We start from the raw sequence: 15188 nt of genomic DNA on the forward strand, positions 1-15188 counted from the left end.
TATAATTCTTAGAAAGAGGTACTTATATGAACGATGAGATGAAAGAGATTCTTGGGAGATATCCGAAAATGAAGGATATGCAGGATCTCAGGGAGATATTCTGGACAAATGACCATATGAAGAAATTTGATGAGGAATCAGGACGTCTAAAGGTGTCAAAGGACGACATCAGAAAGGCTTCTGAGAGGCTACAGAGATTTGCTCCATACCTTGCAAAGGTATTTCCGGAGACGGCAGCCGAAGGAGGAATAATCGAATCGCCGCTTAGGGATATACCGTCTATGAAAAAAATTATGAGCGATTATTTCTCTGCCGACATAAAAGGCAGAGTCATGCTTAAATGCGATAATGAGCTCAAGATATCGGGCTCTATAAAGGCCAGGGGTGGAATATATGAGATCCTCAAGCATGCAGAGGATCTGGCAATTGAAAACAATATGCTCAGCTACGATGACAATTACGAAAAGCTTGCAGATGAAAGTATGAGAGAGTTCTTCTCAAGGTATGCGGTGGCGGTAGGATCTACAGGAAACCTCGGACTCAGCATAGGAATAATGAGCGCAAAACTTGGATTCAGAGTAACTGTCCATATGTCAGCCGATGCAAAGCAGTGGAAGAAAGACATGCTCAGGAGCAAGGGCGTTGAAGTCGTGGAATATGAATCCGATTACAGCAAGGCAGTGGAAGAAGGTCGAAGACTTTCGGATCTCGATCCTATGAGTTATTTCGTGGATGACGAAAATTCAGTTAATCTGTTCATGGGATATGCCGTTGCAGCGCTAAGGCTGGAAAAGCAGCTTAAGGAAAAAGGGATAAGCATAGACTCTCAAAATCCGCTTTTTGTATATCTTCCATGCGGAGTAGGCGGAGGCCCTGGCGGCGTTGCATTTGGTCTCAAGACTATATTCATGGAAAATGTGCATTTCTTTTTTGCTGAGCCGACCCACTCGCCTTGCATGACTATGGGGTGCATGACGGGAACTCATGACAGATTCAGTGTCCAGGACTTTGGAATAGACAACATAACAAGCGCAGACGGACTTGCAGTAGGAAGAGCATCAGGCTTTGTAGGAAAGACGCTCGAAAATCTGGTGAGCGGATGTTACACGGTAACTGATGAAAACATGTTCAGGCTGCTGTACATGATGGCTGAAAATGAGCATATATATCTGGAGCCTTCGGCACTTGCAGGGGTGGCTGGGATATACAGGATGTTCAGCTCTGAAGAAGGCAAAACTTATCTCAGATCATCAGATTTAGAGGGCAGGGAAGATTCAATAATACATGTTGCATGGGCTACTGGCGGAAGCATGGTTCCTCAGGATATAATGAAGCAGTACTGCGAAACAGGAAAGAAACTTATTTAGATACAGAAAAAAGGCTTCTGCTCAATTGAGAGCAGAAGCCTTTGATATTTTTATACTCAGCAGGGATCAGCAGTTCCTGATTCGTGACATCATATATGAATCGACATATTCACCGTTTCGGATTCCGCTCTTTCTTATTCTTCCTTCGATTTCGAATCCGTGTTTCTCATAAAGGTGGATTGCTTTTTCGTTGTCGACAAATACTGTAAGCTCGAGCCTTACAAGCATGAGCCAGTTGTCAGCGAGGTCTGTAAGGGCTTTCATAAGCATATCGCCTATTCCCTTTCCCTGAAAGTCTCTGTGAATCATTATGCCGAGCGTAGCGCAGTGTTTCATTCGGGGGTTTGAGGCTATATGAAAGCCGGCGGTTCCGATGACTATTTCCGCTCCGGAATCATCCTTTACAACTGCTGCAAACTGATGAGAGGAATCATTCACTGCGGAGGCGAAGCTTTCGCTTTTTTCGAGTCTTTCTGACGGATATCCAAGGATGTTTTCAAAAACCCCCGGCATGGTCCTCATCTGATTGAGGTACACCGCATCGTTTCTGTGTATGGGTCTTATTCTTACGTTCAAGCTGACACCTCCCTGGCAATCATAATATCAACATCAGCGTACTATAAGCTGATTTGCGTCTGTATCTACTGTAATGACTCCGTCTGCAGATATGTTTCCTTCGATTATGCGTCTTGCTACAAGGGTTTCAAGGCGGCTCTGTATAAATCGCTTAAGAGGTCTTGCGCCGTATACGGGATCATATCCGTTATCGGCTATAAATTTTCTTGCAGACTCTGTTACGATAAGAGAGAGCTGCTGGTCTGAGAGCCTTTCCTGAATTTTTGCTATTAGCAGGTCTACGATCTTTACAGTTTCCTGCCTGGTCAGCGGCTTGAAGAATACAATCTCATCGAGCCTGTTGAGGAACTCTGGACGGAAGGATCTCTTCAGCAACGCAGTTACATGATTTTGAGCTTCCTCTGTAATGTTTCCTTCTGAGTCTATTCCGCTCAGAAGATACTCTGAACCAAGATTTGAGGTCATTATTATGATGGTATTCTTGAAATCCACGGTTCTTCCCTGAGAATCCGTGATGCGTCCGTCATCGAGCACCTGAAGCAGGATGTTGAATACATCGCTGTGCGCTTTTTCGATTTCGTCAAAAAGTATTACGCTGTAAGGCTTTCTTCTTACGGCTTCGGTGAGCTGACCGCCTTCTTCGTAGCCCACGTATCCCGGAGGCGCGCCGATAAGCCTTGAAACGGAGTGCTTCTCCATATATTCGGACATATCTATTCTTACCATGTTCTGCTCATCATCAAACAGGTTTTCAGCAAGCGCCTTGGCAAGCTCTGTCTTTCCGACACCGGTAGGTCCAAGGAAAAGGAAGGAGCCTGTTGGCCTGCCTGGATCGGATATGCCGGCTCTTGATCTTATGATGGCCTCACATACTTTTTCTACGGCCTGATCCTGACCTATTATACGTCTGTGGAGTATTTCATCAAGGTGAAGTATCTTCTCTCTCTCGCCTTCAAGCAGCTTGGTCACTGGGATCCCTGTCCATCGTGCGATTATCTTGGCGATTTCATCTTCTGTGACTCTGTCTCTGAGGAGCGTGTTCTTTTTGGAGTCGCTGCTTTCCTTTTCTGCCTTTTCAAGCTCATTTATTGCCTGAGGGAGTTTTCCGTATTTAAGCTCTGCAAGTTTTTCCAGATCATAGGCTCTCTCGGCAGCTTCGATCTGTGCGTTTATGCTTCCGATTTCTTCTTTCAGCCTCTGCACTGACTGGATGCTTTCTTTTTCGTTTTCCCATCTTGCCTTCATGGCATTAAAGTCTTCTCTTAGCTCGGCAAGCTCCTTGCGTGTATGCTCAAGGCGCTCTGCTGAGAGTTTGTCAGACTCTTTCCTGAGCGCGGCTTCTTCTATCTCAAGCTGCATGATCTTTCTGGAAATCTCATCGAGCTCAGTAGGCATCGAATCTATTTCTGTCCTTATCATTGCGCAGGCTTCGTCTACAAGGTCTATGGCCTTGTCTGGAAGGAATCTGTCGCTTATATACCGGTGAGACAGGGTCGCCGCACTTATGAGCGCGCTGTCTGCAATCGATACGCCATGAAACACCTCATATCTTTCCTTTAGGCCTCTCAGGATGGTTATGGTGTCTTCTACGCTTGGCTCATCAGCCATTACGGGCTGGAACCTTCGTTCGAGGGCCGCGTCTTTTTCTATATATTTTCTGTATTCATCCAGGGTGGTCGCACCTATACAGTGGAGCTCGCCTCTTGCCAGCATAGGTTTGAGAAGATTTCCTGCATCCATTGCGCCGTCTGTCTTTCCGGCTCCCACTATATTGTGGAGCTCATCGATGAAGAGTATGATGCGGCCTTCGCTCTCTCTGACCTCGTTTAGAACGGCTTTGAGCCTTTCTTCGAATTCACCTCTGAATTTCGCGCCTGCGATAAGTGAGCCCATGTCAAGTGAGAATATTGTCTTATCCCGGAGACCTTCCGGAACATCGCCTTTCAGTATCCTTATGGCAAGCCCTTCGACTATGGCGGTTTTTCCTACCCCCGGCTCGCCGATAAGGACTGGATTGTTCTTTGTCTTTCTTGAGAGTATGCGGATTACATTTCTGATTTCGCTGTCCCTTCCGATTACTGGATCCAGCTTCTGCATCCTTGCTCTTTCGACAAGATCATATCCATACTTTGAAAGAGCTTCGTAGGTTTCCTCCGGGTTATCGCTGACTACCTTGCTGCTGCTTCTTACTGCTTTGAGCGCCTCAAGAAACCTGAGCTTCTCTATGCCGGTTTTTTCAAGGATTTCTCTTATATGCTGGCTGCTTATCTCAAAGAAGGCCAGCATTATATGCTCTACGGAGACGTATTCATCCTTGAATATGCCTGACTGCTTTTCGGCTTCAAGCAGTATTTTCTCAACTGTCTGAGAGACATATACCTTTCCCTGCTCTCTCCCCGGACCGGAAACTGAAGGTATCTTAGACAGATAGCCCTCCACAGTCTTTATCGTAAAGTCAAGATCAAGTCCCATTTTTTCTACAAGTCTTGGTATGAGCCCGCTTTCCTGGACGAGAAGCGCATATAGAAGATGCTCTGCCTCTACCTGCATGTTATTTCTTTCGATGGCCTCGTTTTGCGCAGACATTATGGCCTGCATTGATTTTTGAGTGAATTTTTGTGTATTCATCATTTTCCCTCCATAATTAATTACGTGTTTCTCTAAATAAAAAGGACAGAATGCTTAAGTTTTTCCAGATATTCTGATTCAAGCTGAACGAACGTGATTTCCGGATGTCTTATATACAGCTTGAGAATATGGTCATACATGCCGATGTAATAGCTTATAGCCCTGCTTACCGTTTTGTTTTCGCAGTGATCCTCTGGCATTGCCAGATCTCTTTCAAACCTGTTTGTATCTATTCTGTAGGATATGACGCCTTTTGCGAGTCTTGGATGAACATGCTTTATTTCAAGCTCTCTCCACAGCCTGAAAAACGCATCCAGCTGCCTGGTCAGGGCGTCGCTCTGAGTCCGGAACTGTATCTTGAGAGATCCCATGCATTTATCCATATTCTTGTAAAGCTCGAGAGTATATCGTACGGTAGGCTTGTATTTATAGTCGAGCGTGCTTTTTATGAAGAGCATGGAATCGGATGAGATCTGCTGAATCATGAAGCTGTTTTTCTTTCTCATATCTTCCGTTATGAGATCGAAGACCTCCCTTATGTGCATCTCTGGAGTAGAAAGGGAGAGATGGGCTGCAAGTATGTGATTTATAAGATTGGATCTGTTTGTATTGTTTATGCAGGCAAGCCTGTCGATTTCATCTATAATGTTCTTTGAAAGCATAAGACTGTACATTGTTTTTTTCATCATATCACCTCTGAAAATATCGTAATAGAATTTATATAAATTGTCAATATATTTATGTATTATTTTATACAAATATTTATGTATTATTTTATACAAATTATGCTGCTGTGAGGAATGATGAATGAAATCGAATAAATACAGACAAATCCATATACAAACGTTCGGAAAAATATGCAAAAAATGGTAAAATTTGCCATTTGGTATTGTATTTAGTTCAGATTTCCGATAAAATAGTCTGAGATAAATTATAAGGAGGAAAATATGTCAACTAAAAGAATAATTCAAGTTGAAGAGAAAGTGCCGTTCAGTATGCTCGTACCGTTAAGTCTGCAGCATACTTTTGCTATGTTTGGGGCATCTGTGCTTGTTCCGATACTGTTTGGGATAAATCCTGGAACAGTACTGCTTATGAATGGTATAGGTACGCTGCTGTTCATATTCATAACCAAGGGAAAGGCTCCCGCATATCTGGGGTCAAGCTTTGCATTCATAGGCCCGGCAAGCATAATAATTGCAGGCCAGGGATTCCAATATGCACAGGGGGCATTCGTTACGACAGGTCTGCTTGGATGTATTCTAGCATATATAATCTACAGGTTTGGCATTAAATGGATAGACATCGTTCTTCCGCCTGCTGCCATGGGCCCTGTAGTTGCGCTCATTGGTCTTGAGCTTGCAGGACTTACCGTTGCGGGAGGTGCGATTGGCGCAAACATAATGGTCGAGAATTCGACTACGCAGGACATGACAGTGTTTCTCGTGACTCTGGGAGTAGCGGTATTTGGATCTGTAATGTTCAAGAAGTTCTTTGCAATAATACCTATACTGATTTCGATAGTTGCCGGCTATGTTACGGCTATGGCATTTGGAATGATAGATTTTACTCCTGTAAAAGAAGCTGCTTTATTTACTATGCCGCTGTTTCAGCTTCCAAAATTCAGCCTTCAGGCTGCTATGACTATGCTGCCGGTGCTTCTTGTAATAACTTCCGAGCACATAAGCCATCAGGTTGTGACAAGCAACATCATAGGAAGAGACCTGCTCAAGGATCCAGGACTGCACAGAAGCATATTTGCAGACAATTTCTCTACTATGCTCTCTGGATTAATCGGAGGGGTTCCAACTACGACATACGGTGAAAATATAGGGGTTATGGCTGTTACCGGAGTTTACAGCGTATCTGTAATAGCAGGAGCAGCTGTGATTTCAATATGCATGGCATTCATAGGACCGCTTGCGGCTCTTATACAGACTATACCTGGAAACGTAATAGGGGGAGTTACCTTCCTGCTTTACGGAATGATAGGAGCATCAGGTATAAGACTTCTGGTTGACTCAAAGGTTGATTACAGCCAGTCAAAGAATCTCATACTTTCCTCAGTAGTATTTACATCAGGACTCAGCGGCCTTACTATAAACCTTGCTACTGTACAGCTCAAGGGTATGGTTCTGGCAAGCGTGATCGCGGTATTCATAAGCCTTTGCTTCTACATCATTGAGAAAGCCGGACTGATGAATCATTAGGAATGGATTGATAACAATATAAAAAGGCATAAAAAAACTTCAGCCCAGGCTGAAGTTTTTTTGTTTATGCATTCCACTGAGCTTCGGGCACAAACCCTATTATCACAGGGGCTGAAGAACCGTTAGGAAGCATGTAGCGCATAGTGGATGTCTTTCCGGCAGGTATCTTGCCGACATATGATGCTGAGCTCATGTAATATGAGTTGACGTACCTTGGATTTCCGTCAATCCAGCCTACGATGCCCTTGAAAGGGCCTCCGCGTGCGTTAAGGAAAACCAGTGTGTCTTCTTCAGGAGTCATGCTTACTCTGTATTCAACACCGTAATTTCCTCTGTTGGTAACTGTTTCTCCGGTAATTCCATCATCCCCGGTTATCCACTCCGTCTCTTTTCCACCGAGCACTATTGATGTAGGTATCTCGGCTGGGACATTTACGGCAAGGTTTCGGTGAGTTATGTTGAAGGTACCTCTTGGATGCTGATCCTTTGGAAGATATGTGAGAAGGCCGAGGTGATCCATGCCTGTGTTCGGGCCTACGCTGTAGATAGTGATCTTTACTTTTCCTGTAGTCTTGTATTCGCTGAGCATGGATACCAGGTGGTCTGGCTTCCAGTTTATGTTTCCTCTCGAATCGCAGACTGAGACCTTTTCTCCTGGCTTTATGTCATAGGCGCCATATGTGTTTCCCGGTGAGAAATGAGCCTCAAGGACCTTTGTTCCCACTGCGAGCGGATCGGTAGACGGACCTTTCATTCCTGTCTTCTCGAGACTGAATCTTACAGGCTTGTCATCAGTGTTTTCAACTGTTATGAGCAGACCGGCTCCGGAGTTTCGAGGAGATGGGATCTTGTTTACATGATAAAGCAGTATTCTTCCGTCAAGATCAGTAGTTTCCTCATAGAGGATTCCGTAGTCATAAACATTTTCAGGAGAGTCACTCATGATGAGAGTTCCTTCTATGTCGATGAACTTGAGTTCTGACATTGTCTGGAATAGCTTGTTGTAGTCTTTGTTGTCATAGTTTTCAAGCTCTGAATTTACTGGGTCTGACGCTGAGAGGTATTCAAACTGAGTCTGGACTATCCTGTCAGATATCTTTACTGTCTTTTCGTATGCCTCGCTTACATTTCCGTATGCATCTGTAAGCTTCAGAGTAACTACATAATCTCCTGTAGTGAATATCCTCGAAGGCTTTTCTTTTCTTGCCTGAGATGGGCCCTGACTTTCATGTCTGTATGACCACTCTTCCTTTATGATTTTTTCCCAGTCTTCGTTTGAATATTCAAAAGTCATGTCAAAGCTCTCTCCGCGTCCCGGTGCAGATTTTGACATGCTTACGGATTCAATAACAGGAGGCTCGTTTTTTTCTATTACAAGTGTTTTTGATATCCATTCACTCCAGTCGAGCTGAGAGTCCTGAACGCGGTATCTTACCTCATATTCTCCTGCAGGGGCCTTTGAAAGGAGCTGGTTAATGTCAGCTGATTTCTTTACGGAATCCAGGCTTGTCATAAATTCGTGCGCCACTATGGAATCATTGTCAGGATCCGAGCTTTTGTCGGTGTATTCTATCTTCTGACCGGCTATATAGCTCGGCCTTGCAAATTCGAAATCAGCCGATGGAAGATTGTTTATTCCTGTGGTTTTCTTGATTGTGACTTCTTTTTTTGCAGGGTCATAGCTTATGGTCATGTCATAGTTGTCTACAAAGAATCTTAGAGGAAGAAGCGTTGAGCCGTTTTTAACGACCGGGGCTCCATCGAGCTGAACCTTTTCAGAGTTCACGATGGCTTCCTTGCTTCCTATGGTAAGAGAAACTGTTTTTTCCTTGTTTACTATCTTAAGGGTCTTAGTTGCACTGTCGAATACCGGATTTACTTCGAGCAGGTTTTCTGATATGAACCTTAGCGGAAGAAATGTCCTTCCATCTATGGATTCAGCAGGGGTATCAAGCTTGATTTTCACGCCGTTTACATATGCGCTGTCGCTGCCCAGTATGAGCCTTACTACCTTCTGCTTTATTACGGAAGAGGAAGGATCTGCAGAGTCTCCAGCAGAGGCTCCATCAGCATCTTTGGAATCATCAGCCAGATCTTCCTTGGTGTCGGAAGCTTCAGCTTCGTTATTTTCTGGTTCTGTCTGTGGGTCTTCTGTTATTTCTTCTGTTATTTCTGTTTTCACGTCTGTTTCAGGTACATCAAAAAGAGCATCATTTGCATATGCAAAGGAGCTGGATGACATTATCATTGAGACGACCATTAAAATTATTACACTTTTTTTCATTTCTGTTCCTTTCAAATCTGATTGCTATGAAAATACTGTACTGACAAGGACTTCGAATGTTCTGTGCCATGGATATGTGAAGGTTGAGTTAACGAGGCTGTAGTTTGTCTCAACGGTTCTTTCGCCAAGGTGGATATAGTTGGTTCCACGGAATAATTTATTCAGTTCGATCACATATTTAAAACCATATTCATTAAGCAGCTGCTCTGCTTCATATTTCCTGTCTGTATATAGGTCTCCGTTTGACATTCTCATGCCTCGCGCAGTGAATATGCTTCTCATGTTGTTTATCATAAGGCCCTGATATATTATATCCTCTGCAAGCCTCACATACTTGAATTTCATAAGAGAATCAATTGATTCCTTTGCGGCCTGCGGAGTCAGCCTGTCATAGTTGAGCGAAAGATATTCAGTGGCCATATACTGGGAAAGTACTGTTCCGACAGTGTTGGCGGCCGTATTCCAGCCTGAATATGCATCAATTGTACTGATTGAGCTTTTCTGGAAAAGCATATCCTTAAGGTTTACGTCGCCTCTGTTTGTGTAGGCCACATCGGCAACTGCGATATAACCAGTCTTTATCTCAGGGAGCAGCTCTGATACCTTTGAAGGATTGCTGGCATCGTTATGGATTATGAGAGTGTCATTTGCCTCGGGATTTACGGTTATTCCAAGTATTGCAAGCTTTTCGCTGACTATTTCGTCAAGTGGTGCGGACTCATAAGGAAGATATTCCTTCATGAGGTCGGGGTTGGTATATATAAGCTTTATTTCGTGAGGGGAAGGATTTTCCTGCGCGCATATCATCATCGTCAGCTCATCTGCACCTTTCTGTACGACGACATTTTCATGTGCCTTTGAGAGAAGGCTTCTGTAGATTATGTTTGAAGGTGCAAACTGTTCGCCGTCATCCTGACCTATATAATATTTCTTTATGAGGCCCTGACTGGCAAGCTCGGAAATACTGGTTGCAAGCTTGGCGTGGTAAGTATACAGATCCCTGTATCTCTGTGCTATTTCAGAAGGCACATCAGCAGGGAATGGAGGTTCCGGCTTCTGAAGCGTATAGTTCAGGTCAAGCTGCTTTCCCCATGCGGCGAGTGATCTCTGGTATTTTTGAAAGTACATGTCAAACTGGCTTGGAAGCAGCCTTGGAAGTATTGAAACCACAGTTACTTTTAGCTGAGGGTTTTCGCGTATGAACTTGCTCAGGCGATTTACGTCATATTCTATAGAGTCAGAATTGACATAGCTCCTTGAAGATATGAGGCCTCCATTGAAGAGCTGATTGGTGAATATGATCATGTTATCACTGACAGATGCCTTATCCTGCATCCATTTCCAGAGAGCCTCAGAGTCTGAAGCCGAAGTATAATTGTCAAGAATCTCAGAAGGAGGAAGCAGCACCGTCTGGTTCATTATGCCTCCTGTAAGCTGAGGATACTGAGTGTTGCATGGCCTGGAATCCAGAGGGATTATCGATATGACCTGCTTTTCCGTGATCTGGCCGCTGGAAATTGCAGCCTTTGAAGAGGCTGATGTGCTGTTTGAAGCGGCAAATACTGATATGGACGAGGCATTTATCAGCATAAGCAGTGCCATTAATACTGAGGCTGTTTTTCTTTTCATTTTGATTCCCTTCTCTAGTCAATTTCATCCTTGTGATTATAGATGTCCTTTATGAATTTTACATTATCCTTGGTTACGATATTAGGAAAGATATAGTTGTACTGCTCAAATTCCTCAAGCTGTCTTGTGATCTGCTTATATGTGGTCTTGAGAGCGTTATATACTACCTTTCTCTGATTCTGGTATATTGAGGCATCTATTACTCCCTCTGCAATAAGGGCGTTTATGTCGTTTGAAAGCTCGTGGCCTACGATTTTTATATCAGAATCCTTTCTGCGCTCCTTGACTATCTTTGCAACATGTTCTGTCATGCTGTTTGTCACATATATCCCATTAAGGATGGGATTCGTGTCGAGTACGTGATTGGTAAGCTCTACCATTTCCTCTATATAAAGATTTTCATGGGCGTCGCTGAGCATTCTAGTGTTGAAGATTCTGAGAAGCTCGATGCCAGGATAATCCTTGTGTATGGCAGATATAAAGCCAAGGATGCGGTTTTCTATGCACAGTACGTCTCTGTGTACGCCAACTATCGCTATCTTTCCCTGACCCTTTAGAAAAAGCCCCATGAGATTTGCGGAGAGCACACCTGCAGATATGTCGTCGAGTCCGGTATAGCATGAACGCCTGCTGTTGGGAGCGTCACTGACAAAGGTGTTTACGACTACACCTTTTTTTACGAGCTCATTTATTGCAGGGTCTATCTTATATGAATTATATGGTATTGTAACTACGCCTTTTATGTCGCTGTTTTTTATCTCTTCAAGGATTTTTATCTGCTCATCGATTGCATAACAGGAAGTCTTGTAAACTACGAGCTCGACCCCGAAAAAGCAGTATGCTTTTTCAAAATCCTTGATTCCTTTTTCAACCTGACTCCAGAAATGGGGTTCTGCATCAGGATATATCACGGCAATCTTTATGTTGTTCTTCTGTGAAACCAGCGCCTGAGCTATGGTACTTGGAGTGTAGTTAAGCTCCGCTGCTATACGCTTGATCTTCTCCTCAGTTTTCTTGGAAACTCCTCCACGGTTGTGCATTACTCTGTCCACAGTTCCTATAGAAATGTTTGCTGCCTGAGCAACATCTTTGATTGTAGCTTTTTTCTTTTGCATATTCTCACCTTTTCCAATTTAGTCTGCATTCAAGTTCAATTATATCAGAGAAAGACAGGTAGTTAAATATAAGTAACACAACTGTAAAGAATCTTTTGATATAAACGCTATTCATGATATAATATGAGTCGGGTTTGCGATGTATATGGAGTAGCTGTGCAATGCTGATTTTTATGATATTTGAAGGGTTGAACAAAAAAACTTGCAAAATCGATTTTTCTTGACGGATAAGTTGCAATTTTTAGTATAATTTGATAAAATATAGTTTATAATAGACTTTTGAAAAATAAGAAATATAATGTCTACTAAATGGAGGAGTAATCATGTTTGAAAAAACGAAGATTGATGAAGTAAGAGAAGCTGCCAGAAAATGGGAAGAAGAAAAAGTAGCAAAATCTGTTGCAAGATTCCCGGAAAGAAAAGAAAGATTTGAATTTACATCAGGAATTGAGACAAAGAGAATGTACACTCCGGCGGACATAGAGGATCTTGACTATTGTGAAGACCTTGGTATGCCGGGACAGTACCCTTTCACAAGAGGCGTGCAGGATACTATGTACAGAGGAAAATTCTGGACAATGAGGATGTATGCAGGATTTTCAACTGCAGAGGAATCAAACAAAAGATACAAATACCTCATCGAGAACGGATCTTCAGGACTTTCTGTGGCATTCGACCTTCCTACTCAGATGGGATACGACTCAAGCGACGAGATATCACAGGGAGAAGTTGGAAAGGTTGGAGTTGCGATAGACTCTCTTAAGGACATGGAGATACTCTTTGACGGCATTCCACTTGACAAGGTATCCACATCAATGACGATAAATGCGCCGGCATCAGTTCTTCTTGCAATGTACATCGCTGTAGCTGAAAAGCAGGGAGTATCTGCAGACAAGCTCAGAGGTACCATTCAGAATGATATACTTAAGGAATACGTAGCAAGAGGAACATACATCTTCCCTACTGCTCCATCAATGAGACTTATAACAAACATATTTGAATACTGCTCCAAGGAAGTACCTTTATGGAATACAATAAGCATTTCCGGATACCATATAAGAGAAGCAGGCTCTACTGCCGTGCAGGAAGTCGCATTCACTCTCGCAAACGGAATAGCATACGTAGAAGCAGCAATAAAGGCAGGACTTGATGTAGATGCATTCGCACCGAGACTGTCATTCTTCTTCAATGCGCACAACAATCTTTTTGAAGAAGTTGCTAAATACAGAGCGGCGAGACGAATATGGGCAAGAATAATGAAAGACAGATTTGGAGCAAAAAATGAGAAATCAATGATGCTCAAATTCCATACACAGACCGGAGGATCTACGCTTACAGCTCAGCAGGTTGAGAACAACATAGTAAGAGTTGCGATACAGACGCTTGCAGCAGTGCTTGGCGGAACACAGTCCCTCCATACGAACTCAAAGGATGAGGCTCTTGCGCTCCCTACTGAAGAATCAGTAAGAACAGCACTGAGGACCCAGCAGATAGTTGCATATGAATCAGGCGCTGCAGACACTATAGATCCGCTTGCAGGCTCATTCTATGTAGAATCACTTACTTCTCAGATAGAAGAGCAGGCCATGGACCTGATCAGAAGAATAGATGACCTTGGAGGATCTCCAAGTGCAATAGATAAGGGATTCATGCAGCAGGAGATAATGGATGCAGCGTATGAATACCAGAAGCAGATTGAAAACGGAAAAGAGATAGTAGTAGGAGTCAACAAGTTCCAGGTAGAAGAGCCTGCTCCAAAAGGACTGCTCAGAGTCGACATGAGCGTTGGAGAACTTCAGAAGAACAAGATTTCCGCACTCAAAGAGGAAAGAGACAGCCAGAAAGTATCTGAGACACTTGAAGCGCTTAGAAAAGCATGCCAGGGAGACGACAACCTGATGCCATATATCATCGATGCTGTAAAGGCCTATGCTACACTTGGAGAGATAAGCCAGGTAATGAGAGATATTTTTGGTGAATATAAGCAATCAGTAATGTTATAATAGAAAAGTGTGGAGGAAACAAAAAATGAGCAGACCAATTCGTGTTTTAGTGGCAAAACCAGGATTAGACGGGCATGACAGAGGAGCAAAAGTAATAGCGAGGGCACTCAGAGATGCAGGTATGGAAGTAATATATACAGGACTCAGACAGACTCCGGAGCAGATTGTTGCAACTGCAGTACAGGAGGATGTAGACGTGGTTTCCATGAGCATACTTTCTGGAGCACACGGCTACCTTCTTCCGAAAGTCGTAGAACTTATGAAACAGGCTGGAATATACGAAGAGATACTTGTTATAGCAGGAGGGGTTATACCTCAGGAAGACATTCCTGAGCTTAAGGAAAGCGGAATAGCCGAAGTTTTCACTCCGGGAACGCCTACTGGAACTACAGTGGAATTCATAACTGAAAATCTTAAAAGAGAATTATAGGAGTACTGAAATGGAGCTTGTAGACAGATTATTAAGCGGAGACAAAGTAGCCTGCAGCAGGATGATCACACTCGTAGAAAATGAAAAGCCAGGTCATGCGCAGGCAATGACAGAGCTTTTCCGTCACGGTGGCAGAGCGCATATAATAGGGATAACAGGACCTCCGGGAGCTGGAAAATCCACACTGACCGACAAGCTGGCAAAATACATGCTGGACAGAGGATACAAGGTGGGGATAATAGCGGTCGACCCTACGAGCCCATTCACAAAAGGCGCAATACTGGGAGACAGGATCAGAATGAATGAACTTTCTGTCAATCCCAATGTATTCATTAGATCAATGGGTACTCGAGGTTCGCTTGGAGGACTTTCCAAGGCGACCTCAAGTGCCATTACGGTACTTGACGCATATGGATGTGACTATATATTCGTAGAGACAGTAGGCGTAGGCCAGTCTGAGGTAGATATAGTAAAGACCGCCGACACCACCCTGATGGTGATGGTGCCAGGTCTCGGTGACGACATACAGGCAATAAAGGCTGGGGTCATGGAGATAGGGGATGTCTTTGTGATAAACAAGGCTGATAAGGACGGAGCAAAAAAGACTTTCAGGGAAATAGACTCAATGATTGACTTCAGAAAAGACTGGGAATTTCGTCCTCCGGTTTCGATGGCAGTAGCAGAAACGGGTGAAGGCATCGAAGAGCTCGTAGATAACCTTCTTCTTCACAGAGAATTCCTTGAAAAGACAGATGCAAGAACCTTAAAGAGACATGAGAGAATAAAGCTCCTAATAAGAGAGCTTGTACACGGCAGGCTGGACAGGATACTTGACAGAGAGTTTGAAAAAGGGATGCTCAGGGAAGATCTTGAAAATCCTTATGAAAAAGCAGAGCAGCTATATAAGAATATATTTGCACAGTAGAATTGATTTGTCTGAAAGGAG

At 43.5% G+C, this 15188-nt stretch carries 11 protein-coding genes; 5 read left to right on the plus strand and 6 right to left on the minus strand.

What is annotated here, in order from left to right; genetic code table 11:
• Positions 1-26: 26 nt before the first annotated feature.
• A complete protein-coding gene (gene dsdA / locus AC4PGZ_RS02370; protein ID WP_492159445.1) occupies positions 27-1367 on the plus strand; it encodes a D-serine ammonia-lyase in 1341 nt (446 codons plus the stop codon).
• 66 nt (positions 1368-1433) lie between these two features.
• On the opposite strand, the gene AC4PGZ_RS02375 is transcribed toward dsdA, so the two are convergent.
• Genes AC4PGZ_RS02375 through AC4PGZ_RS02385 form a run of 3 tightly spaced genes read right to left on the minus strand, consistent with a single transcriptional unit; the run spans position 1434 to position 5260 of the window.
• Positions 1434-1943 (minus strand): GNAT family N-acetyltransferase, encoded by a 510-nt coding sequence (locus tag AC4PGZ_RS02375; RefSeq protein WP_492159446.1) that lies wholly within the window; start codon positions 1941-1943, stop codon positions 1434-1436.
• Between the two features lie 33 nt (positions 1944-1976).
• Positions 1977-4571 (minus strand): ATP-dependent chaperone ClpB, encoded by a 2595-nt coding sequence (gene clpB / locus AC4PGZ_RS02380; RefSeq protein ID WP_492160240.1) that lies wholly within the window; start codon positions 4569-4571, stop codon positions 1977-1979.
• Between the two features lie 32 nt (positions 4572-4603).
• A complete protein-coding gene (locus AC4PGZ_RS02385; protein ID WP_492159447.1) occupies positions 4604-5260 on the minus strand; it encodes a hypothetical protein in 657 nt (218 codons plus the stop codon).
• A 258-nt stretch (positions 5261-5518) separates the two neighbouring features.
• Between AC4PGZ_RS02385 and uraA the strand changes: the two genes are divergently transcribed.
• Positions 5519-6781 (plus strand): uracil permease, encoded by a 1263-nt coding sequence (uraA, locus tag AC4PGZ_RS02390; RefSeq protein ID WP_492159448.1) that lies wholly within the window; start codon positions 5519-5521, stop codon positions 6779-6781.
• A gap of 64 nt (positions 6782-6845) precedes the next feature.
• Here uraA and AC4PGZ_RS02395 read toward each other — a convergent pair whose 3' ends face one another.
• From AC4PGZ_RS02395 to AC4PGZ_RS02405, 3 genes are read right to left on the minus strand one after another with little or no spacing between them, the layout of a single operon-like run.
• Positions 6846-9065, minus strand: coding sequence for a copper amine oxidase N-terminal domain-containing protein (locus AC4PGZ_RS02395; RefSeq protein WP_492159449.1), 2220 nt, complete (start codon positions 9063-9065; stop codon positions 6846-6848).
• A 24-nt stretch (positions 9066-9089) separates the two neighbouring features.
• A complete protein-coding gene (locus tag AC4PGZ_RS02400; protein WP_492159450.1) occupies positions 9090-10694 on the minus strand; it encodes a DUF4127 family protein in 1605 nt (534 codons plus the stop codon).
• A gap of 14 nt (positions 10695-10708) precedes the next feature.
• On the minus strand, positions 10709-11809 hold the full coding sequence (locus tag AC4PGZ_RS02405; RefSeq protein ID WP_492159451.1) for a substrate-binding domain-containing protein: 1101 nt from the start codon (positions 11807-11809) through the stop codon (positions 10709-10711).
• Positions 11810-12132: 323 nt separating this feature from the next.
• On the opposite strand from AC4PGZ_RS02405, the gene AC4PGZ_RS02410 reads away from it, so the two are divergent.
• Genes AC4PGZ_RS02410 through meaB form a run of 3 tightly spaced genes read left to right on the plus strand, consistent with a single transcriptional unit; the run spans position 12133 to position 15167 of the window.
• Positions 12133-13812 carry an acyl-CoA mutase large subunit family protein gene (locus AC4PGZ_RS02410; protein ID WP_492159452.1) on the plus strand — a complete coding sequence of 560 codons (1680 nt, stop codon included), beginning with the start codon at positions 12133-12135 and terminating at the stop codon, positions 13810-13812.
• Positions 13813-13837: 25 nt separating this feature from the next.
• On the plus strand, positions 13838-14242 hold the full coding sequence (locus AC4PGZ_RS02415) for a cobalamin B12-binding domain-containing protein (protein ID WP_492159453.1): 405 nt from the start codon (positions 13838-13840) through the stop codon (positions 14240-14242).
• 10 nt (positions 14243-14252) lie between these two features.
• On the plus strand, positions 14253-15167 hold the full coding sequence (gene meaB / locus AC4PGZ_RS02420; protein WP_492159454.1) for a methylmalonyl Co-A mutase-associated GTPase MeaB: 915 nt from the start codon (positions 14253-14255) through the stop codon (positions 15165-15167).
• Positions 15168-15188: the final 21 nt, after the last annotated feature.

The organism is Proteocatella sp. QWL-06, assembly GCF_058684135.1.

Coding starts and splice junctions, on each gene's coding strand:
- dsdA (WP_492159445.1), top strand. CDS start 27: ATGAACGATGAGATGAAAGAGATTCTTGGGAGATATCCGAAAATGAAG.
- clpB (WP_492160240.1), bottom strand. CDS start 4,571: ATGAATACACAAAAATTCACTCAAAAATCAATGCAGGCCATAATGTCT.
- AC4PGZ_RS02385 (WP_492159447.1), bottom strand. CDS start 5,260: ATGATGAAAAAAACAATGTACAGTCTTATGCTTTCAAAGAACATTATA.
- uraA (WP_492159448.1), top strand. CDS start 5,519: ATGTCAACTAAAAGAATAATTCAAGTTGAAGAGAAAGTGCCGTTCAGT.
- AC4PGZ_RS02395 (WP_492159449.1), bottom strand. CDS start 9,065: ATGAAAAAAAGTGTAATAATTTTAATGGTCGTCTCAATGATAATGTCA.
- AC4PGZ_RS02400 (WP_492159450.1), bottom strand. CDS start 10,694: ATGAAAAGAAAAACAGCCTCAGTATTAATGGCACTGCTTATGCTGATA.
- AC4PGZ_RS02405 (WP_492159451.1), bottom strand. CDS start 11,809: ATGCAAAAGAAAAAAGCTACAATCAAAGATGTTGCTCAGGCAGCAAAC.
- AC4PGZ_RS02410 (WP_492159452.1), top strand. CDS start 12,133: ATGTTTGAAAAAACGAAGATTGATGAAGTAAGAGAAGCTGCCAGAAAA.
- AC4PGZ_RS02415 (WP_492159453.1), top strand. CDS start 13,838: ATGAGCAGACCAATTCGTGTTTTAGTGGCAAAACCAGGATTAGACGGG.
- meaB (WP_492159454.1), top strand. CDS start 14,253: ATGGAGCTTGTAGACAGATTATTAAGCGGAGACAAAGTAGCCTGCAGC.